Origin of the sequence: Nodularia sp. UHCC 0506, assembly GCF_034931045.1 — a bacterium.
Classification (GTDB): Bacteria; Cyanobacteriota; Cyanobacteriia; order Cyanobacteriales; family Nostocaceae; genus Nodularia.
The window spans coordinates 27,976-49,298 of sequence record NZ_JAYGHH010000009.1; the positions used below are offsets into that span (position 1 = coordinate 27,976).

The 21,323-nt window shown below is 37.3% G+C and carries 24 protein-coding genes; 10 read left to right on the plus strand and 14 right to left on the minus strand.

Translation table 11 applies throughout. The features are described 5' to 3' along the window. Both VB654_RS08340 and VB654_RS08345 read right to left on the minus strand, forming a co-directional pair. On the minus strand, positions 1-340 hold a 340-nt coding region (locus tag VB654_RS08340), incomplete at its 3' end, for a ParB N-terminal domain-containing protein (RefSeq protein WP_323213241.1). After that, positions 340-1,722 carry an AAA family ATPase gene (locus VB654_RS08345; RefSeq protein ID WP_323213243.1) on the minus strand — a complete coding sequence of 461 codons (1,383 nt, stop codon included), beginning with the start codon at positions 1,720-1,722 and terminating at the stop codon, positions 340-342. The genes VB654_RS08340 and VB654_RS08345, both read right to left, overlap by 1 nt. 468 nt (positions 1,723-2,190) lie before the next feature. Between VB654_RS08345 and VB654_RS08350 the strand changes: the two genes are divergently transcribed. After that, the gene (locus VB654_RS08350; RefSeq protein ID WP_323213245.1) at positions 2,191-3,075 is read left to right on the plus strand and encodes a ParA family protein; all 885 of its coding nucleotides are present in this window, start codon (positions 2,191-2,193) and stop codon (positions 3,073-3,075) included. A 185-nt stretch (positions 3,076-3,260) separates the two neighbouring features. On the opposite strand, the gene ileS is transcribed toward VB654_RS08350, so the two are convergent. After that, on the minus strand, positions 3,261-6,167 hold the full coding sequence (gene ileS / locus VB654_RS08355; RefSeq protein WP_323213247.1) for an isoleucine--tRNA ligase: 2,907 nt from the start codon (positions 6,165-6,167) through the stop codon (positions 3,261-3,263). 178 nt (positions 6,168-6,345) lie between these two features. Between ileS and VB654_RS08360 the strand changes: the two genes are divergently transcribed. Beyond that, positions 6,346-7,470 carry a three-Cys-motif partner protein TcmP gene (locus tag VB654_RS08360; RefSeq protein ID WP_323213248.1) on the plus strand — a complete coding sequence of 375 codons (1,125 nt, stop codon included), beginning with the start codon at positions 6,346-6,348 and terminating at the stop codon, positions 7,468-7,470. On the opposite strand, the gene VB654_RS08365 is transcribed toward VB654_RS08360, so the two are convergent. After that, positions 7,460-8,236 carry a phage Gp37/Gp68 family protein gene (locus VB654_RS08365; protein ID WP_323213250.1) on the minus strand — a complete coding sequence of 259 codons (777 nt, stop codon included), beginning with the start codon at positions 8,234-8,236 and terminating at the stop codon, positions 7,460-7,462. The two genes, VB654_RS08360 and VB654_RS08365, sit on opposite strands and share 11 nt — an antisense overlap. A 135-nt stretch (positions 8,237-8,371) precedes the next feature. On the opposite strand from VB654_RS08365, the gene VB654_RS08370 reads away from it, so the two are divergent. Then, complete coding sequence (locus VB654_RS08370) at positions 8,372-8,599, plus strand: DUF4926 domain-containing protein (RefSeq protein ID WP_323213252.1); 228 nt, start codon at positions 8,372-8,374, stop codon at positions 8,597-8,599. A 135-nt stretch (positions 8,600-8,734) separates the two neighbouring features. On the opposite strand, the gene VB654_RS08375 is transcribed toward VB654_RS08370, so the two are convergent. Continuing rightward, on the minus strand, positions 8,735-9,112 hold the full coding sequence (locus VB654_RS08375) for a hypothetical protein (RefSeq protein ID WP_323213254.1): 378 nt from the start codon (positions 9,110-9,112) through the stop codon (positions 8,735-8,737). Between the two features lie 133 nt (positions 9,113-9,245). On the opposite strand from VB654_RS08375, the gene VB654_RS08380 reads away from it, so the two are divergent. Together VB654_RS08380 and VB654_RS08385 are read left to right on the plus strand one after the other, a co-directional pair. After that, a complete protein-coding gene (locus VB654_RS08380; protein WP_323213256.1) occupies positions 9,246-9,500 on the plus strand; it encodes a hypothetical protein in 255 nt (84 codons plus the stop codon). Continuing rightward, positions 9,490-9,867, plus strand: a complete 378-nt coding sequence (locus VB654_RS08385) for a type II toxin-antitoxin system RelE/ParE family toxin (RefSeq protein ID WP_323213258.1) — start codon at positions 9,490-9,492, stop codon at positions 9,865-9,867. The genes VB654_RS08380 and VB654_RS08385 overlap by 11 nt, the downstream gene beginning before the upstream one ends. On the opposite strand, the gene VB654_RS08390 is transcribed toward VB654_RS08385, so the two are convergent. The 3 genes from VB654_RS08390 to VB654_RS25220 form a co-directional block, all read right to left on the minus strand. Then, positions 9,779-10,378: a hypothetical protein gene (locus tag VB654_RS08390; protein ID WP_323213260.1), complete on the minus strand. Its 600-nt coding sequence runs from the start codon at positions 10,376-10,378 to the stop codon at positions 9,779-9,781. The genes VB654_RS08385 and VB654_RS08390 overlap by 89 nt on opposite strands. Before the next feature lie 16 nt (positions 10,379-10,394). Next, positions 10,395-11,318: a ParA family protein gene (locus tag VB654_RS08395; RefSeq protein WP_323213261.1), complete on the minus strand. Its 924-nt coding sequence runs from the start codon at positions 11,316-11,318 to the stop codon at positions 10,395-10,397. 174 nt (positions 11,319-11,492) lie between these two features. Beyond that, on the minus strand, positions 11,493-11,822 hold the full coding sequence (locus tag VB654_RS25220; protein WP_416235671.1) for an REP-associated tyrosine transposase: 330 nt from the start codon (positions 11,820-11,822) through the stop codon (positions 11,493-11,495). A gap of 195 nt (positions 11,823-12,017) precedes the next feature. Here VB654_RS25220 and VB654_RS08400 point away from each other — a divergent pair, with 195 nt between their 5' ends. Continuing rightward, entirely contained in the window at positions 12,018-12,353 is a 336-nt protein-coding gene (locus tag VB654_RS08400; RefSeq protein ID WP_323213263.1) for a DUF433 domain-containing protein, read from the plus strand. Beyond that, positions 12,343-12,705: a DUF5615 family PIN-like protein gene (locus VB654_RS08405; protein ID WP_006197552.1), complete on the plus strand. Its 363-nt coding sequence runs from the start codon at positions 12,343-12,345 to the stop codon at positions 12,703-12,705. The genes VB654_RS08400 and VB654_RS08405 overlap by 11 nt, the downstream gene beginning before the upstream one ends. A 92-nt stretch (positions 12,706-12,797) precedes the next feature. On the opposite strand, the gene VB654_RS08410 is transcribed toward VB654_RS08405, so the two are convergent. Both VB654_RS08410 and VB654_RS08415 read right to left on the minus strand, forming a co-directional pair. Next, positions 12,798-13,130 carry a DUF433 domain-containing protein gene (locus VB654_RS08410; RefSeq protein WP_323213265.1) on the minus strand — a complete coding sequence of 111 codons (333 nt, stop codon included), beginning with the start codon at positions 13,128-13,130 and terminating at the stop codon, positions 12,798-12,800. A 150-nt stretch (positions 13,131-13,280) separates the two neighbouring features. Continuing rightward, entirely contained in the window at positions 13,281-13,538 is a 258-nt protein-coding gene (locus VB654_RS08415; protein ID WP_323213266.1) for a hypothetical protein, read from the minus strand. A 249-nt stretch (positions 13,539-13,787) separates the two neighbouring features. On the opposite strand from VB654_RS08415, the gene VB654_RS08420 reads away from it, so the two are divergent. After that, a complete protein-coding gene (locus tag VB654_RS08420; protein WP_323213267.1) occupies positions 13,788-13,976 on the plus strand; it encodes a hypothetical protein in 189 nt (62 codons plus the stop codon). Positions 13,977-14,149: 173 nt separating this feature from the next. Next, positions 14,150-14,338, plus strand: coding sequence for a hypothetical protein (locus tag VB654_RS08425; protein WP_323213268.1), 189 nt, complete (start codon positions 14,150-14,152; stop codon positions 14,336-14,338). Positions 14,339-14,486: 148 nt separating this feature from the next. Here the strand turns inward: VB654_RS08425 and VB654_RS08430 are convergent, their stop codons facing one another. The 4 genes from VB654_RS08430 to VB654_RS08445 form a co-directional block, all read right to left on the minus strand. After that, the gene (locus tag VB654_RS08430; RefSeq protein WP_323213269.1) at positions 14,487-16,424 is read right to left on the minus strand and encodes a caspase, EACC1-associated type; all 1,938 of its coding nucleotides are present in this window, start codon (positions 16,422-16,424) and stop codon (positions 14,487-14,489) included. 1 nt (position 16,425) lies between these two features. Next, positions 16,426-16,818 carry a sugar ABC transporter permease gene (locus VB654_RS08435; RefSeq protein WP_323213270.1) on the minus strand — a complete coding sequence of 131 codons (393 nt, stop codon included), beginning with the start codon at positions 16,816-16,818 and terminating at the stop codon, positions 16,426-16,428. 627 nt (positions 16,819-17,445) lie between these two features. Next, positions 17,446-18,174 carry a Ycf66 family protein gene (locus tag VB654_RS08440; RefSeq protein ID WP_323213271.1) on the minus strand — a complete coding sequence of 243 codons (729 nt, stop codon included), beginning with the start codon at positions 18,172-18,174 and terminating at the stop codon, positions 17,446-17,448. A 188-nt stretch (positions 18,175-18,362) separates the two neighbouring features. Continuing rightward, positions 18,363-18,971, minus strand: coding sequence for a VWA domain-containing protein (locus tag VB654_RS08445; RefSeq protein ID WP_323213272.1), 609 nt, complete (start codon positions 18,969-18,971; stop codon positions 18,363-18,365). Positions 18,972-19,661: 690 nt separating this feature from the next. Between VB654_RS08445 and VB654_RS08450 the strand changes: the two genes are divergently transcribed. Then, a partial coding sequence (locus VB654_RS08450) for a hypothetical protein (protein WP_323213273.1) occupies positions 19,662-21,323 on the plus strand: 1,662 nt, incomplete at its 3' end.

Genomic DNA, 21,323 nt, shown 5'->3' on the forward strand with positions numbered 1-21,323 from the left:
CAGTTACGTTATTTACTACTTTATTGGCAGAATCTACACTTTTAAGAATGACTGCTTGCTTTAAAACTGCTTCCTCTTGTTCTGATGGAATAATTAAAGCATTGACCATTTCGCCTTCATCAGAATTTTTTTCTCTAGCTCTTACAGCAGCATAATATTCAAAATGTCCATCAATTACTTCATATTTTTCAAAGCCAATCTTTCTTAAAACTAATGGCTTAAGTAAACCTCCAGATTCTAAAATCTTATCAGCCAGAATATTTAAATCAGCCTCTGCAAATTTTGAACGCGGAACACTTGAAGTAACGCCTGCAACATCTACCATCAAAAAATTAGTCATTATTTTAACCCCAATTTTGTCATAACTTCTATAGCTAAAGATTCAAATTCAGCAGCAGCAATATTTGCAGAAGATTCATTTTTAGCAAAATCTAAAATAGATTTTGGATCAGGAATTTCCAAATTTCCTATAATTATAGTCCTATTAATGCAAGCAGATAAAGCTGTTCTCTCAGAGATAATACTATCCATCAGTGGAAAATCATAACGGTCATTAATTACACTTTTGTGCTTAAAAAAATTGTGTTTTAAATATTGAGCATTAGTTGAAATTTTAGAAGGAAGAACACCCATAATTATCAATGGTGCTTTTCCTAAACCTTCCTTATTCTCATTAATTTCTTGCTTGATAAAGTTTTTAACACTGGGCAAACCTTGGTTGGAGAATGGTTTTAAATCTGAAGGAATTATCAAGTAATCAGCAGCAGTTAAAGCAGCTTGTGCATATAAATCAAGAGATGGAGGAGTGTCAATAATTGCAATATCATATTCAGACTTTACTTTTTCTAGTTTTCTAGCTAGTCTACTTCTAGCAGCTCCAGATTGGACTAAGTTAGACTGAAGTGAAACTAAGGTAATATGTGAAGGAATAACATCAATCTCTGGGTCATTAAAAAATTGAGATTTGCGAACAATATCTGGTATAAAATTTTTATCAGTTTTTTCTAATAAGTGATATACATTACGATCTTTTAAATCATCATCTTCTTCAAATTGAAATTTTACTAGTCCTGTCGCAAAGGTTGTATTAGCCTGAGCATCCATATCAATTAAAAGGACTTTTTTACCTTTTTTACTTAATGCTGCTGCTAAGTTAATCGCAACTGTAGTTTTACCTACACCTCCCTTATGATGGTAAATTGCAATTGTTTTCATATAATTTTGCCTCTTATTGTCAGGAATTGAATTAGTTTGAGTTATCTGAATTTTTGATTGATGTATAATCTGCCTTTTTCTGATGCTATCTATAGCAATAAAATTTTTAATTTCTTCTATCTTCTCCTCAACATCCTTTCCATTACACTGAAACACTAGCTGAATATCATATTGCAACTTTTCATAAATTCTGATTTCCTTCCCATTAGTCAACAACCCATATCGCGCATTCAAACTTGTTAAATAATGCCTGAGTCTAAGGACATGATTATTTAAATTTTGCTTTGGATGCTTTGCCTCCATGACAACACTCATCGGCGAATTAGCATCTAAAACCAAGGGAATAACTTGTACTGCGAATGCTAAGAAATCCAAACGAATGCTACCAAGGGCAACTTCTTGATGCCACGTATCGGGAGTATACCCTAACTGTGGCAGCAAATACTGAACTATGAGTTTGCTTTCAACTTCGCTTTCATTACGACACAGTTCAGGATTAAACGGCAATATACTTTACCTCAATAAAATTGCTACATTGGCAAAAACCGTATGCAGTTTAAAACATAACACAGATACTTAAGATTGTGTGATAAAAATTGCTTAATGATATGTATATAAATAAGATTATGCTTAGTATTTTTACAAAAAATGAGTATATTATAATTTTGGCAAATAAAATTTACATTATGGAGTAGCTTTTATAAATTTCACTCATATTCTCCGCGCCTGGTGCGTTTCTGCGTGAGCCAAAAAAGATTAAAAATTACGGTAAACAAATCAAAAACCCAAATTTTGAGTATTTTTTCCTACACGCATTTGATAACTAAACCCGTACTGCTATAATCTAACTGCCTCAATAGAGACAAAGCTAACCTTGAAGATTACGGAAAATATTAAATTTAATAGAAGTTTTAATTATTCCGTACAGGTGTACGCTACCTAGATATGGGAATGCGTCAACAAAGGACTTAACCAATGGGATATGTAATTGCAACTGCAAATATGAAAGGTGGCGTTGGTAAAACCACCCTCACTGTCAACATCGCTACTTGTTTAGCCAAAAATCACGGTAAACGCGTGCTTGTGCTTGATTTAGATAGCCAAATCAGCGCTACGCTTAGTTTAATGTCGCCTTTAGACTTTGCCAAACTTCGCAAACAACGCAAGACGTTTCGATATTTGATAGACCAAGTTATCAATCCTGAACCAGAAGCTAAACTGACAATTCATGATATTATCAAATCTCAAGTTTGTAACCTGCCTGGGCTAGATTTATTACCCGGAGACATTGATTTATATGATGAGTTTCTAGTTTCAGAAATGCTACATCAACAAGCTAAGGCTTTGGGTGAACCTGATTTTGAAACTGTTTGGAATCGCTTTGAAAGAGTCTTGATTAATAATATTTTAAAACCAGTGCGTGATGAATATGATTTCATCCTGCTAGATTGTGCGCCTGGCTATAATTTGTTGACTCGTAGTGCTTTGGCTACAAGTGATTTCTACATTCTCCCGGCTAAACCAGAACCTTTATCTGTTGTAGGTATTCAACTATTAGAAAGACGTATCGCTCAATTAAAAGATAGTCATGAACATGAAGCTAAAATAGATATTAAGATGCTGGGAATTGTTTTTAGTATGGCTAGTTCTAATCTGTTAAATGGCAGATATTACAGACAAGTTATGCACCGGGTTGTGGAAGATTTTGGTGTAGATAAAATTTGTAAAGCACAAATACCAGTTGACATGAATGTGGCTAAGGCTGTTGATAGTTTTATGCCGGTTGTTTTAACTGCACCTCAATCATCTGGTTCCAAGGCATTTTTTCAGTTAACTCAGGAGTTGTTGCAGAAGTTGTAATATCAAGTCCGGTTAATTAGTTACAATTACTACAATCATTCTACCCCACCCCCAACCCCTCTCCGCAAGCGAGGAGGGGAGTAAGAAGTATTAAACTCTACTTGATATTCTCCCCTTTCCTTAGCTTCGCGTAGCGTCTCCCTTTGAGAGAAGCAGATGGGCTGGGGGTGAGGTTCTGTATTTAATTAAAACTCTCCCGCTAAGGCTGGAACGCACCTTTCACAGAGTAGGGGATGCTCTGCTGATTCTCCCACATGGGTGGAGTAATTCCAACAGCGATCGCACTTTTTCCCTTCTGCATTTACTACCGCAATTCCCCAGCTATCTGACTGCAAATTATATTTCAAACCTTGCAAAGCTTCCGCAGAATCTAAAACTTCCACTTGGGAGGTGATAAACATATAGCGCAGTTCATCGATACCATTACCAATTTCAGGATTTCGGGTTTTTACCGCAGAACGCAATTGCTCATCCTTGACATATAGCAAGATTTTTGCTTCTAGGGAAGAACCAATCATTTTTTCTCCCCTGGCTTGTTCTAACACTTTATTCACATCATCACGAATTTTGCGGATTTGTTGCCAAAATTCTGCCAATTCATGATTCCGCCACTGTTCATCTACCTTTACCCAACCAGCTTCAAATACTGATTTACATGATGTTTGGTAAGGGATAAATTGCCAGATATCCTCAGCAGTGTGACACAAAACAGGTGCGATCGCGCGTGCTAAATTCTCCAAAGCAATTTGCAAAACTGTTTGACAACTGCGACGGCGGAAAGCATCCGGGGAACTGATGTACAATCTATCTTTAGCAACATCTAAATAGAAGTTGGATAAATCCACCACGCAGAAATTCAGCACAGTTTGGAAAAAGCGAAAGAATTGGAAACTGTCAAAAGCTGCTGTCACTTCCTGAAACACCTCAGTCATCCGGTGTAACATATAGCGGTCAAGTTCTGGCAAATCTGACAAAGGTACTGCATCCTTTACCGGGTCAAAATCATCCAAGCTACCCAACAAGAACCGCGCTGTATTGCGAATCTTGCCTCTGACATCATTCATTTGTTTAATGATGTTACCACCCAGACGCACATCAGAAGAATAATCTACCGACGAAGCCCACAAACGCAGGATATCAGCACCATAAGGGGGTTCTTTTTTCTGGTCTTTTCCGCCATTAATTACCACTTGGGGGTCAACCACATTCCCCACAGACTTACTCATTTTCCGCCCTTGTTCATCTAAAACAAAGCCGTGAGTTAAGACAGTTTTGTAAGGTGCAATGCCATTTACCGCTACACTGGTGAGCAGACTTGACTGGAACCAACCCCGATGTTGGTCGGAACCTTCCAAATACATATCAGCAGGATAGCGTAACTCTGGACGCTGTTTAACTACAGCCGCCCAAGATGAACCAGAATCAAACCAGACATCCATAGTATCTGTACCTTTGCGGTAAGACTTGCCATTATTGCGGTAAGACTCTGGTAATAACTCCTCAACCGACATTTCCCACCAAGCATTAGAACCTTTCTCAGCAATAATTCCTTGGACGTGATTGATACTTTCCTCATTCAGTAATGGTTCCCCGGTGGCTTCATCGTAGAACACCGGAATGGGTACACCCCAAGAACGCTGACGAGAAATACACCAATCAGAACGTTCAGCCACCATTGGCCGGATACGATTTTCACCTTGGGCTGGAATCCATTTTACACTAGCGATCGCCTTTAAAGCCTCATCCCGAAATCCAGCCACAGAAGCAAACCATTGTTCAGTCGCCCGGAAAATCGTCGGCTTTTTCGTCCGCCAATCATAAGGATATTTGTGAGGATAAGCTTCCTCCTTCAACAGAGAACCAGCCGCAGTCAACGCATCAATTACCGCCTGATTTCCATCACCCAAAACATTCAACCCAGCAAACTCACCCGCCTCCTGAGTAAAATCACCATTGTCATCCACAGGCGCAAGAATCGGCAAACCATAACGCTGACCAACAATGTAATCTTCTTGACCGTGACCCGGTGCAGTATGTACCAACCCAGTACCCGACTCAGTAGTGATATAATCACCACCCACCACCACCGGACTCTCCCTATCAAACAAAGGATGACGATAAGTAGAATGTTCTAAATCCTGACCCTTAAATGTGGCTTTTACAGTTAGCTGAGTGGAAAGGGTAGCTGACAAACGTTCTACTAAGTCTGCGGCGACGATAAGGTAACGGAATTTTACTCCCTCAGTCCCTTCTTTACTCCCCCTCTCTGCTTGCGGGGAGGGTTCTACCTCCACCACAGAATAATTCAAATCGCCATTCACTGCCACAGCCAAATTCCCCGGAATCGTCCAAGGAGTAGTAGTCCAGATAGCGACACCCAAATTAGGCAAAAATTCACCCAACACAGGTTTAGCAGCCTCAGACAGCCCGGTAATGGGAAAAGCCGCATAGATACTTCTCGAAGTGTGACCCTCTGGATATTCCAACTCCGCCTCAGCCAAAGCCGTCTTAGAACTAGGACTCCAGTGAACCGGCTTCAAACCACGATAGATGTATCCTTTTAACACCATCTGACCGAACACACCGATTTGCGCTGCTTCATATTCCGGCTTCAGAGTGAGATAAGGATGCTCCCAATCACCCCAAATACCGTAGCGTTTAAAACATTCCAGTTGGTCATCTACGGTAGCTAGGGCAAACTCTTTAGCTTTTGCCCGCAGTGTTAAAGGCGTTAAACTTTGCCGTTCTGCCGACTTCATCTTTTGCAGAACTTTCAACTCAATGGGTAATCCGTGACAATCCCAACCCGCCACGTATCTAACTTTACGCCCTTGTAGTAATTGGTAGCGGTTAATAATATCTTTGAGAATTTTATTTAAGGCATGACCAATATGCAATGAGCCGTTGGCGTAGGGAGGCCCATCATGGAGTATAAATAATTCGCCGGGGTTTTCTTTTGACAGGCGATCGTAAATGTTATTTTCCGCCCAGAATTTTTGGATTTCAGGTTCCCGCTTGATGGCGTTAGCCCGCATATCGAATTTAGTTTTGGGTAAGTTTACCGTATCTTTGTAGTTTCCAGGTTCTGTCACAGTCTCATGCCTAAGATTATATGTGCAGGTTATCCGATCAATTATAAGAGATAGGATGAAGGCTAGTTACAGCGATGTGCGATCGCTCAAAATTAGCTCAATACTAGGCTCAGTTGCTTTTCTAGACATTCAGTAATTTATAAATTACTATACTTATTGTAACCTAGAGTAATTACGTATGGCTAATGATTCCTTCTTTGATGAACCGAAAGAGCAATCTTTAGTAAAAGCCAGAATTGTTGAAAACTATTTTTGGGCTTGGGCAAAAGTAATTATTGCACAGATTAAATCTCAAAAAAGTAAAGGTAGAAGAGTAGATGAAAAAATTGCCTATATAGACCTTTTCGCTGGTACAGGTATGTACAAAGATGGTTCAAAATCAACACCTATCAAAGTTTTAGAAAAAGCTATTTCTGATCCAGATATAAGAAATATGCTAGTGACATTATTTAATGATGCTAAAGTTGATCACATCTATTCTTTGCAAAAAGCTATAGATGCAATTACTGGCATTGATGATTTAAAATATAAACCTGAAGTAACCAATTTTAAAATTGGTGAAAAGAATCTTGAAATATTTGATGTTCCTACACTATTTTTTTTAGACCCATACTCATATAAAGGATTATCACTTAACCTTATTTATGCAGTTGTGAAAAATTGGGGCTGTGATTGCCTCTTCTTTTTTAATTACAATCGTATAAATATGGATTTAACTAATCCCATTGTTGAAGATGATATAAATGACCTATTTGGCAAAATAAGAGCAGATATAGTACGCAAAAAATTAAAATTAATTAAGTCAGAAGATAGAGAATTTACTATTATCGAAGCTATTTGTGAAGCATTAAAAGAAATTGGTATTAAATATGTTCAACCGTTTCGTTTTAAACATGAAAAATTTAAACGTACAAGCCATCACTTAATTTTTGTAAGTAAGGACAAAAGGGGCTATCAAATCATCAAAGATATCATGGCTAAAGAAAGTTCTTATCAAAATCAAGGTGTACCGTCTTTTGAATATAATCCAGCTACCTCTAGACAACTTTCGCTGTTTGAAAGCTCAACTCCTCTAGATGATTTAGAACAAATGCTAATTGATGAATTTGCAGGTCAAACAATAACCATGAAAGAAATTTATCTACAGCATAACGTTGGTAGAAGTTTCATTGATAAAAATTATAAAGACGCTCTAAAAAATCTTGAATCTCAAGGTAAAATCACTACAGAACCACCTGTTAATGAACGAAGAAAAAATACCTTTGGAGATTCTGTTAAAGTTACATTTCCACCTAAGCAGTAAGCCCCAAACTTTCTTTTTTAATTCTTAATTTTTGCGGGTATGCACCCCATTTCTTGTAATGTTGTTGCCAAGCATCAGGCATTTCATCCCATATTCTACCATCTAGCAACCTACCACCAGCTTTAGAAGTTCTACCACCAAATTGCTTGAAGAAAAAAGCTACTTCTGCTTTTTGACATTGGTCACGAATATCTTCAACCCACTCAATTGACATTGGGCGATGTTTTTGACCAGACTCTCCCCCAACTATAACCCAATCAATATTTTCTAAATTAAGATTCAAGGAACCTAACAATGGTTCACAGGACAGAAAACGCACCGATGCAGGAACTTGGCGCAGAAAATCAATCCGATGAACATAGTTTTGATTTTCAACTGATACACCCAACCAAATATTTTTATGAAATTCTAAATTAGGTGCTAAATCAACTAAGCGTTCAGGTCTTTTTGTTAATATTTGATATATATGCCAAGGTGTAGCTTGAATAACTTTGAATACATTTTGAATAAAATCTAGCGGAACTTCTTCATGAAAAAGGTCACTCATTGAATTCACAAAGATTCTGCTGGGAGTTCTCCACTTTAAGGGTTCTGTCAACCTTTCTGGGTGTAAAGTTAAATCAAACCCATTCTTGAAATTATTAGGAAACCGTTTAGTAAGAGCTTCTGCATAGCAATGTAAACACCCAGGACTAATTTTGTTGCACCCAGTTGTGGGATTCCAAGTTTTATCTGTCCACTCAATACCTGTGTGTATACTAGACATGATTATTTAACCTTAATAATTATTAATTTTGTAAATTATTGTCAAATTATATAATTCATACGTACTATATCATATCAGACTTTTTAATAAAAAAATCACTGGAACTATTGTTGTCATACATCAAGATTATACAAAATGACTCAGAATACACTGAAGTTACTAGATGTAATAGCACTCACAGCTGATATCCCTGAATATAATTTGTTGCGTGGTCAAGTTGGTACAATAGTCGAAATATTAGCCGATGGTGCTGCATTTGAAGTAGAATTTAGTGACAAAAATGGACAAACCTATGAATCCGTTGGTTTAACTCCAGAGCAAATTATGGTGTTGCATTTTGAGCCAATCGCCTACCGTCATTGAGCTAAAATTATCCTAGATGATGCGATCGCTCAATGGGTGAATCTTGCGCTCAGTTGCATTTTTAGATTTATTGAATGTTACAATCATGTTTCAAAGCCTCCCTTCGGATATGCGAGAGGCTTCTGTTGAGGTTAATTAAAGTGTCAGTAAGCTAATTACCTCCTCTAAATGGTTCTTAACTTTGTAAACAGCTAATAGCTTTTCTTGGTCATACCTATCAGGTAACTCCATCCTCCTACCCTCAAAAGAAATTCTGATGAGTGCTGAGTGTTCAGGTGTAGGATTACCAATATGATCCAAAGCAGTACCTATTTCCTGTAGACTACCGAATGACGGTGATTTTAATCCTTTACCCTCTTCTAGCTGATGTATTGCCAGTACAGGGAATGCCATCAAGGTGGTGATGTAGCTAGTTTTGTATCCAGGGTTCCCAGTAGATTTTAATCCATAGCGATTACAGAGAATTTTTAACTGGGGAAGGGTCAAAAGTTCTAACTCGGTGCGGGTGAACATAAAATAGAATTGCCTCTCTTAAAAAGTCGTAGGTTGGATTGAGAAACGAAACCCAACATCACACATTGGTATTTTGGGGTTAATTTTTGGTTTTTACAGGTTTACAATATATAAAGTCACTCACAATAGACTTATGACACTAACCCTCAGCTTACCACCAGAATTAGAACAGTATTTAATACAGGAAGCACAACAGCAAGGACTTTCTGTGGAAACTTATACATTGCAATTGCTACAAAAATCTATTTTCCAATTAGAGAAAAATTCATTTCTTGAAGAAACACCCACAGAAATTGTAATTGAAGGTATTCATCAGGGAATAAAAGAAGCATTAAGTGGACAAACTATACCCCTTTCACAAATGTGGGAAGGGATAGATGCAGAATAATAATGAACCACTACCAATTGAAATTGCTCTTACTCCTCGTTTTCAAAGAGATTTGCGAGAACTGGCTAAACGCTATCGTTCCATTCGTAGTGATATTCAACCTTTAATTGATCAACTACAAGCAGGTGAAATTCCTGGAAATAGAATTGCGGGAATTAAATATCAAGTTTTCAAAGTTCGTGTTAAAAATAGTAATATTCAAAAAGGAAAGAGTGGAGGGTATCGAGTAATTTATTATCTAAAAATTGCTCAAGGAATTATACTCGCTACAATTTATTCTAAATCTGATCTGACAGATGTGAGTAATGAAATAATTGAACAAGCAATAGCTCAATATGAAAAAGAAAATACAATTCCAGATCAATAAAAATACAAAATTCAACTACTTGAGTAAATTTCTCATTTTTATCTAAAAATTCATACTCTAGTTTTGGTCTTCTTCTTTTTTCAATAAACTGTATTGTTAACCGATAACCTATTGTTGCAGAAACAATACTTTCTCTCAGTTCTTGTAGATTTTGCTTTTGTGTCGAGATTTTCAAAAATTTTGCAAAAGACTCTAGAGATTTTTTTGTAGAGAAAGACGATTTTAAAAAGTCTATTCCCTCTTCTCTTGAATTTAACTCATCTAATCTTTGTGAAAGTTGAGTATAGTCTAAATCTTCATATTGATGGGTTTTATCAATAGGTTTTCGAGATAAAATATCTTTCTTTTTAACAGCTTTTGGATAAAAACAATTTACCCTAAGTTGAGCATTACCTTGCAAAATATCATTTTTTTGATCATCATTAAAACTTATCCATTGTTTTTTGAATAATTCAATTACTTCCTTTGGAAGATCATTGTGATGTTCGTTATTAACTTGGTAATTATCCATAGTATTTTATATCAATCTAATTAATTAAATATTCAAATTCATCTACCAGTTCTTTAAGTTCTTGAACAATATTTGATGGTGAAGCCGCAGTTAAAACCACAGGAATTCCCTTTTCTGGAGCTATTGCAAATGTAGTTTGATTTTCTCTAATAAAAGCATCAAAAATCTTTAATTTTTGTTCTTTTACAACATTATCCATGTATCTTTGATGAGCATTAATTGGTTGCCCATTATTAACTTTTACCATTGTAAATACTACTCCAATAATTTTAGGATCAATCGCTGAAATGTTAGCTTGTTTTGTATCGTAATTATATTCTTCAACAAACTCCATAACACTTTCCTTTAAATATGATATTCCTAATGTTGATAAATGGTCTGGTCTTGATGGTATTAAGATATAATTACTAGCTGCTATAGATGTTTTAGTGACAATATTGAAATTGGGAGGGCAATCAATTAAAACAAAGTCATAACTTGACTTTAATTTTTCTAATCCTTTAGAAATTGAACTAAAACAATTGAAGTATCTTGATGCTTGTTCATGTCTACCAATTCCACCTGCCAAGATACCAGCAAGTTCCATATCAATATTAATTAATTTTAAGTGAGAAGCAATTAAGTGTAATGAACCTTTTCCACCCTGTTCTTGTATTTTTTTATTAATTTTACTTACCTTCACCCTCACGTCACCAAATGATTTGGGGTTGGGAATAGACCTTATCAATGAAGTAAAAAATGTTTTTAATGTCAATTCTTTTTCTTCAAACCAGTCCAATTGATCGGAAGAATTAAAAAAAGAAAATGTTAAACTGCACTGAGGATCAGCATCAATTAATAACACTCGATAACCTCTACAGGCTAATTCTGTTCCTAGATTAGCGGTGATAGTGGTTTTACCAACTCCACCCTTGTAGTTAATAATAGATACAACTTTCATACTGACATCAAAGTGGTTTTTGCAAAAGAGATATAGTTATGGATTAAAACCCATGTTCAAATTATACTACTAAGCGTCCGCAGATGGTAAATGTAGGTTGGGTTGAGGAACAAAACCCAACACCAAATCTCAGTTTTATACTATAAATGTTGGGTTTCATTTCATATCCCCAACCTACTCATTTCCAATATGATCATCAAAAATAATATCCTCACCCGCATCCCACGTAATGTCATATATACCTTGACGCACAGTCCGATGAAAACTGGAATATTCCCAATCCCTTGGTGCTGTTACTAAACCATGTTTTACGGGATTATAATGAATATATTCAATGTAATTTTGAAAATCAATTTCATCTCTAATTAAATGTTCTAAAAAACGATATTGCCATACTGCACGTTGTTTTTTATTTTGCCTAGATATAGAAATATTTTCTGGTGAAATCGGTTCACATTTACGACTAAAATAACTTTTGTCTTTTATTATCTTTATTTTATCCAGTAGGTTGGGTTAAGTGAAGCGCAACACAACCCATCCGTCTCTTGCAATGAATTTTGGGTTATGCGTTCGGCAAACTTCGTTAACGTTCCATCGCCTACCCTCATTGAGCTAAAATTATTCTAGATGATGCGCGATCGCTCAAGTTGACTGAATGCTACGATCAAGGAATACATATATTATTAGCCTCAGCTAACTATGCAACTTGAAGACTACTTTAACTTTTTAGCGCCTGATGATATTCGGCTTCAGGGTACACGAGTAGGAATTGAAACCATTTTGTTTGACTACCTCTTCCGTGCTAAAACTCCCGAAGAGATTGCCAAAACTTACACCTCATTGACTTTAGAACAAGTTTATGCAACTATTCTTTACTACTTACACAATCAGCAAGCAGTAGATGCTTACATAAAAGATTGGCTAGAGTGGGGCGATCTCATGAGAGAAGAACAACGCCGCAACCCCAACCCAGTTGTAGAAAAACTACGTAAATTAAAAGCTGAAAAAATGGCGATTCCATCTCATGGCGCTTAAGTATCTCATAGATGAGAATGTTGATCCGATTTACACAATTCAATTACGCCGCTTCCAGCCTGATTTGTTTGTCATGGCGGTTGGAGATTTGACTACTCCACAAAAGGGAACATTAGACCCTGAAATTTTGCTTTGGTGTGAAGAAAACGATTTTGTTCTAGTCACTAACAACCGCAAATCTATGCCAGTTCACTTGGCAGATCATATAGCTCAAAAGCATCATGTGCCAGGAATATTCATTCTAAGTCCAAAATTAAGCGTTGGTGAAAATCTAGAACAGTTACTTTTGATAGCAGAAGGTTCACTTGATAACGAGTATCAAGACCGCATAGAGTTTTTGCCTCTGTTTTAAAAAATGAAGTCATGCGATCGCCTCCGGCGGGCGTATTGCACCAGTAACAATCGCTTGTTTGAGATCAGCATCTGCTTGAAATCGAACTGCTGTCATATCTGGCTATGTTTCTGGGTTTGAGCAGTTTTCAATTTCTGATAAAGAAATGAATTATTGTTTTTCAAAGTTTGCTGTAGTTTCTCAAATTCTGCTTCACTTTGTTTTAAGTACATATCAACTAGCTCTCGGTTAGCCAGATAGAAAGCGATCGCACCATAAACTTTTTCTAGTGAGAGTAATGGAAAATCTTGGGCAATATTTTCCGGCGCATCACCATTTAAGAAAGCATACACAACTGAATCGAGAGAGATACGAGTTCCTTCTATCCAATACCCTTCACCTCGTTGTTCAACATATTGTTTGACTAGGGTTGGTGATACTGTCATAAAACTGCGAATTACTATTTATCTATCATCTTAGACGCTAATAGCATTGACATCTGATATCCCTGAATAGAATTTGTTGCGTGGTCAACTGGTTACAATCATGTTTCAAAGCCTCCCTGCGGGTATGCGAGAGGCTTCTGTTGAGGTTAATTAAATTGTCAGCAAACTAATTACCTCCTCTAGATGGTTCTTAACTTTGTAAACAGCTAATAGCTTCTCTTGGTCATACCTAGCAGGTAACTCCATCCTCCTACCCTCAAAAGAAATTCTGATGAGTGCTGACTGTTCAGGTGTAGGATTACCCATCTGATCCAAAGCAGTACCTATTTCCTGTAGACTACCGAATGACGGTGATTTTAGCCCTTTACCCTCCTCTAGTTGATGTATCGCCAATACAGGGAATGCCATCAAGGTGGTGATGTAGCTAGTTTTTTATCCAGGGTTCCCAGTAGATTTTAATCCATAGCGATTACAGAGAATTTTTAACTGGGGAAGGGTCAAAAGTTCTAACTCGGTGCGGGTGAACATAGAATAGAATTGCCTCTCTTAAAAAGTGGTATCGGTAGGTAACAAGTTTTCCAGACAGTGATACCTACCGATAAAACATTCTCCACTGGTAGGCACGTGGAGAAAAGCTATATTCATATTTCTATACAAATGACTAAGAGTAAAGGTAAGCCAGAAAACTTAAAACCATTCACTACAGATAGGGATGAACCATTGACTGAAAGGTTAAATTTGCGGATCACCAAAACAATGAAGGATGAGGTACAGCAAAAAGAAGACCCTCCAGAATTTTGCCGTCGTGCTATCCAGGAAGCTCTAGATAAGGATAAATCGAGTTAAAAGTTATGGGGAACGGTCAAAAGTTCTAACTCGGTGCGGGTGAACATAAAATAGAATTGCCTCTCTTAAAAAGTGGTATCGGTGGTGTACCAGTTTTCCAGACGTAGAACACCACCAAATCAACTCTAATCTCATGCGCGCACGTTATAAAGATATATTTACATTTTTTAGCAATGCCTAACCCTAAAGGGAAGCCGGAAAACTTAAAACCATACGAAACAGATAGAGACGAACCATTAACAGCAAATCTCAGTTTTCGGGTATCAGAAGCTATGAAGGAAGCGGTAAAGTCAAAGGATGATCCTCCAGAATTTTGCCGTCGTGCTATCCAGGAAGCTTTAGACAAGGATAAATCGAGTTAAAAGTTATTTTGACTGGATAAGGAGTATTCTTTGCTGAAAAGTGGGGATGCGATCATCGCCTACCCTCATTGAGCTAAAATTATTCTAGATAACGCGATCGCTCAGTGACCTTTCTCAACATTCAGCAATCTTACTAAATTACGACAAACTAAGAATTAACCCGCATAATCACTACCCGAAAACCCACGAAGATGTACCTGTTGCCACGTGCATACCTATCACGAAACGCCGAACGGTAACGCCAGGGGTCATAGTACAAAGAACTACCACGCAGATCGATATATTGATGATTGTGATTACTTAGCCATGCGCCTCTATCGGTGAGCGGATCATGATTATTTTCGTCGTGCCACTCATCCTGACACCATTCCCAGATATTACCATGCATATCATATAAACCAAAGGGATTAGCAGGAAATGTTCCCACATCAGTTGTTTGCTCCCCATATTCGCCTTGACCACCTTGACCATAATTACCAGGGTACATAGTTCCTGAATACATCCAGTCTGTGCCGTCATAGTTTCCTAAATCCGTGGTAGTTCTGTTCCCAAAATAAAATGGCGAAGACCTTCCCGCCCGACAAGCATATTCCCATTCAGCTTCACTAGGTAAGCGATAGGTTTTTCCAGTTTTTCGAGATAGTCGGGCGCAAAATTCAATAGCATCGTCCCAAGAAACACATTCAACAGGCCGATTAGCACCTTTAAAATGGGATGGGTCGGGATCTAGATCAATATTAACCCGATCAAAAGTGGCAACAACTGCCCATTGTGCTTGAGTGACGGGAAATTTCCCCATAAAAAAGGGTTGAATTGTGAAAGCCTGTTGGAAATTTTCTTGTGAACCCATGAGAAATTGACTACCGGGAATTGCCACCATATCTAGAACCACATGATTACTCAGGCGTTCTGTAAAACATTCAGTGTTGATTTGGATAGAGTTGATGGCTGGCCTTTTGTCCTGAACTTGGGGAATAGATTCAGGTAATTTTTCCTTGGATGCAGTCGATTTTCGTTGACTAATAATCCGTGCTTCGATTGGTGCTACATCTTCATCTCTCAACCCTAAATGTTGCTGATAGTCTATCAGGTCGTTAAGAGTTCTTTCACTCAGGTTAGGCTCAACTTCCATTGTCTCAATCAGGGTGGCTTCATACTCTTCTAACTTGCGCTGATACTCCCGATATGGCTGTTGAACTTCAGCCTCAATAGCCTCAGCAACATCAGGTTCAAGCTGCAACTGAAGACGCAATGAGTTTAACAAACGACGGGCGGGAATGGTAAATTTACCACGACGATTGATGCGGCGTTCAACTTCCTTGCGATACTTCAGCTTGGGGTCATCCTTGGGCGACTTCGCTAAAAAAATCCGATAACCGTCTTTATGAGGATACAATTCTGGTGTCATGGCAGGGGACGCTTCTTGCACCTTACTTTTCGCATACTGATGCAGTTCATCTATTGCGATCAAACCATCCCCATCTTGATCTGCTACACCTTTCTCAATCCCTTCTACCAGATAATGAGTGTAAATCGAAAGGTCTAAGCCATCAGACTCAAACGCATATTGTGTGGAAGTGGAAGCTGTAAGAATTGCTCTGCCCTCACCTCCTAAATGTTGTTGCAGGTCTATAGTCCCACTATCCTTGGCTGTCAAACCCTTGGCAAAAGCACCACTAAAACAGCAATCTAAAATGACTACTAGTCGCTTAGATTTACTCTTGTTCATCCAATTATGTACATTTGCCGCCGCTACAGCTGTGGTCGGAATCAACCTATTCTGATTTTTTTGAGTTTGGCGAGTCGAGAAGTAAAAGTCACCACCCTCATCAGTTACGCCATGACCAGAAAAGTAAAACAGCACCAAGTCATCTTTGTGACGATTGGCATACAAGTGATAAATAGCATCTTCCATGTCTTGCCGTTGGGGATTTTTCAGCACTGTGACATCCCCTGGTGCAAAATCACCCATTTCTGGGTTTAGCAAAACTCGCTGCATAGCCTCAACATCATTCTCCGCCTTGGGTAGTGATGCTAATCCTGCCTCATATTTACTAATCCCGATCAGCAGTGCTATTTTCGCCATATTAGCTGTTTGATGTATTGTTCAAAAAATCCTGGGCTTTTTGGCAAGCAAATTCAAATTCTTCTCGACTACTGGCTTCTAGGTTGAGTTCTCTACCATCAGCAGCTTTCAGCACCATCTTAATGGGTTTGTTGCCAAAGCGATCGCTCATAAATTGAAATAAAGTCTTGATATTAGCAGGATTAACTTCTGCATTTAACAACCCCAACAAAAAGCCACCTAAAGCCTTAGTTTTCTTGGGTGCATTTTCTACAGCCACTAAATCTGCATCCTCTACTCCGTCCACCTCTCTTAATTGGGGTAGCAAATTTTGCACTTCTGCTTGCAAATCTTCATCGTCTAAATCCAGTTCAGTCAGAGAAATCGTGATTAAGATATTAGATGTCGTAATCATACACGTTATACGCTTAAATATAGTTAGAGCCGTTTTAAACGATTGTATCGGTAATTATGAATATTTTATTAATTATTCAGTGAGAAAACGCTAAATTTGCCCAAGAACGCACGATTTATAACCTTAAGTTATGCTCTTGCTAGATAATATTAGGTTTTGTAAGTGCATCAAGAAATGTAGAATGTATAAACTTATTCAAAACAGATTTATAACTTAACTCTTAAGAGAATTTTTTCCAAGTGCTGAACTCACTACCTACGCGGAAAACGCCAAAATTTGAAGTTTTTAGGCAGATCGACTGAGCTTCACCGAATGTCTGAAATCCGAACAGGTTCACAGGGGGCAGGGAGTGGTCAATCATAGCAAAGTGCTGAGGATAGGGACTTCCAATTAAAAAATATTCCATTGCTGAAGTAGGCAGGGGAGCAGGGGGGATAAAGAACAAATATGGTCTGATGAAATGGGCAATTTATTTTCTGGAAATCCCATAAAACCAGTTTCATCAAGACTAGGAGCTATCAGAACTGTTGTTTTAACCGATATAACTACGGCTATACTTTCCTCATCTCCCCTGCTCCCTGCCCTCTGCCCCTCTTTTCTCTTCTTTGATGCTGGGTTTCATCCCAGTTAACCAGCTTGATCATTTGGTGGTATTTTTTCCGGTGGAGCTTCATCTGGGGGAGCGAGTGCAGCATCCGGTGCAATTTCCTCAGCAGAAATTGGTGCTTTTTCTTCAGTCTTAGCTTGTGCATCAGCTACCACTTCCGCAGATGGGGGGTTTGGTGGTGTTACTTCTTCAACCTGAGATTCAGCTTCAGTAGTAGCAACTTTTTCCTCTGTTGGTGCTTCTGGTGTGGGAGTGGTTTTATCGACAATTTCAACAGCAGGTTTCTGGGGAGATACAGAGGTCGTTTCCTCTATTTTGGGAGTTTCAGGTGTTTTCTTAGTTATAGTCTGTTGTGCCTTGCTTTTCGCGCCGCTAAAGATATTACCCAGACTTTGTTGCACCTGAGCCAGTCGTTCTTGGAAGGACAACTTAGTTATTTGCTCCTGAATGCCATTTTTTACCGTCTCAGGACTGGGTACTGGGGTTTGTTCTGTTTGCGGGGTGAGTTGGCGACGTAATGAAAGAGTTTGCCAGCCAAACCAAACCAAAAGAGCGACACTAGCCACATGACCGAGCAATAAGCCTCCAGAAATGTGGGGCGCAAACACCCATAAGACTAAGGCATAGAAAAGTCCGACACCACTCCAGATAAAATCATTCTTACGGTGGATTTCTGGAAAAAAGAAAGCTGCTATGTAAATGGCTAAACTACCAAATCCGACCACAAAAGCTAGAACGTATGCCAGCATTTTTTGGTTACTCCTTATTGCATCATTTGACGAGTGATTGGAAATTAGAAATTAAGGATTAGGGATGAGGAACCATTTATATTTCCTGTCTACCAGCCCTCAGTACCCAGACCCTTAACTAGATATTTCAATTCTGCAACTTTTGTAACTCAATTGCTAATTTTATTAAATCTAAAGTCATCCTTGAGTTAGTCAACGATCGCTTTCTCTAAAGCTGCGGCAAATCCGATATCTTCTATTTCATCAGCAGTTGTCACGTCAGCAATATCAAACTTTGCGCCGGCATTGGTCAACTCATCGTCTATTGTCCGTAGAAACTTAGTTGCGCCTGGATCATCACCAATTTGAAAGAATAGTACTGCTAATTCTTCGTCACGATCTATTTTGCGACTAGCTAGGATAATCTGCTCATACACAGGCTTACGATCATCTGGCTCACCATCGGTAATCACAATAATTGTCTCACCGTTTGGCGTTAAACCTTTTTCTCGGCGCTGGAAAAAGTCATCAAAGGCTGCTTTTAGAACCCCAGCTAAGTTGGTGCTTCCAGCCGGGTGATTCTCTTGGAATATCTGCTGAACTTTACTGGAAGTCACCTCGGAGTAAAATTTGTGTCTGCCAGAGAACAGGTAAATGTTGATACCATCTGGGTCTAGCTGCTCACACTTGCGAGCTAAGGCTAAGGTGTTCTCTTGCATAGCTTCCCATCTGGTTTTGCCTGGAAGTTCGCTAGGGCTTTCCATGCTACCGGACTTGTCTATGATCAGAGTGTATTGTCTACCCATAATTTCTGTCATTTTTTCCTTTGTATGGTTATCTTTTTAACCGCGTTGACCAATTAGTGTCTGTATTGCCAAATTAATTGTCCAATACCTTTGCCAAAATAAGAGGCTACAAAAATTTGGGCAAAACTGGCAAAATCACCCCTAAATAGGCATTTCGCCTAAAAGGTATTGTTAACTCATAAATAATAAGCCCGCCTATTATTATAGGCTCCATCAGTTTTAAACCGACGACCTTCCGATCTTTGAACCCACCTCGGTCTAATATTGTGATTTAAACCTATAGATACATAATTGAGCATTTCTAACCACTGAATACGCTTCATCAGGGCAAACCATGATTTGTATATATATTTCACCACTGCGATGTCTGACGACAAGCCCCTTCCCGTCTACGCACTCGTATAAAAGCTTCCTGGTTAACCAGGATAAGTCCCTTTCTCTAGTAGAATTTGACAGGAAGAGTGCGATCGCATCCCTGGATGAAGGTAAGCCTGTTATTCCCGTGTGATTAGATGTTATTTATCAACGGTTGGAGGTTAAGTTAAAAATGTGATAGGTACAATAAATAGCCATAATTAATCAACTTAATATTTTGTGTACAAATGTATGATTCAGTAAAATTTCTTGTTTATTGTCTGCATTTTATACACTTGTTGGCAAACTAATAAGGTACTTACTATTACAATAAACCTACTAATTAATATGGAAACTAAACAGATATATACAAGTTTTATTCATTGGTTCGATAGTCATAGTAAAAATTATGGCTTTATTGTCAGACCTGAAGATATAGACTGTTTCTCAAAAATGTCCAAGTATGAGAAGTATCAGCAAGGTTATCGTTTTGATGAGGGAAATATTATTGACCAAAAGTTCTTAGATTATTTAAAAAAAGATAAAAAATTACATGGAAAAGGTATTTATGTTCAATTTGAGTTAATTCCTTCGGGAAATGGTAAAACAAAAGCCATTAATGTACAATTATCTAAGAATATTGGAACAATTAAGCATCCTGTTTTTTTTGTAAAAAGCCTGATTGCCAATATTAATCTCAATCTTATTACATTAAAAGAAATAGAATGTAAAATACATAAAAGACCTGAATTTCTACAAGATTTACAAGCAATTAATCCTGAACTTAGAAAGGAATTGTCTGAAAAAATTCCTGCAATTTCCATAAAATATTCTGCTTTGAGGGATTGTTTCACAACTCCAGTTGAATATGCTCAATTAGTTAATAAATATATTGATGAATTAGATAAAAATCTACAATATGAAATTGTAAAAGAGTTAAGGGATAAAATACAATCCACTAATTCTTATAAAAAGATTGATTATTATTTGAATAATATTAAATATCCGCAGGAATACAAGGTATATTTATGGAAAATAACACCGAAAGAATATAAGCTAAAAAAAATAGATGAAAGATATCAAAAATTCTTTCATCTGGTTAAAAAATTTGCACAATCTGGTTATCCTGACGAACATAAAATATATGGTAATTGGCAAGAATTATATTCGTTAAATCAAGATGAACAAGAATTGATTAAAAAATGGATAGACAAAGATAATGATGATGAATTTGTAAAAATGGTTGCTGCTCGTGGTGCTGAAAATTTAGTAGCAAAATACTATGAATCTCTTGGATATAATGTAGAAGATACTTCAATTCAACAAATTGAACTTCCTGCTAGTGTAAATTGGGAAAAATATGATCTTAAAATTACAAAAGAAAAACAAGTTATATTTTTAGATGTTAAAAATGCTAGATCCTCTAAATATTCAAAAGTTTACTCTTCATTTTGTATTAAAAAATTAAAAAAATCTCGTCAACAAGATATTAAAATTATAGGAGTCCTTTCTCCTATTATAGATGATAATCATATAGAAACAAAAACTAATATACATATAATATGGTATTTAGCCAATGAATTGAATAAAGAAGACAGCAGAAAATTAGAGGCAAATGCTACTAGAAATATTTTAGAAAAAAAATCCCCAAATCAAAACATCACAAAAGAGGATATTATAAAGGAGTTACATCAACAAGCTATTTATATTAACATCAAATCTGATCAATCTAATGAGATTAAAATACTAGGAACTTTTGATAAAAGTGATATTAGTGAACTTGAAAGATTGTTTTTAGGAGAAAACCTAACAGGTATTAATATTAGTAATAAAGAGAATATTGGTAAAGAAAATAATGCTTATTATCCTCACTGGTTATTTGATTATGATGACGATTTCTATGTTAACCAAATAAAGATTATCGAAGAATTTAGAAACTTAACTCATGAGGAAATACCATCATATCAAGAATTTAAGTTAATTGAGAAAAAATACAATGCTTTACCTTTA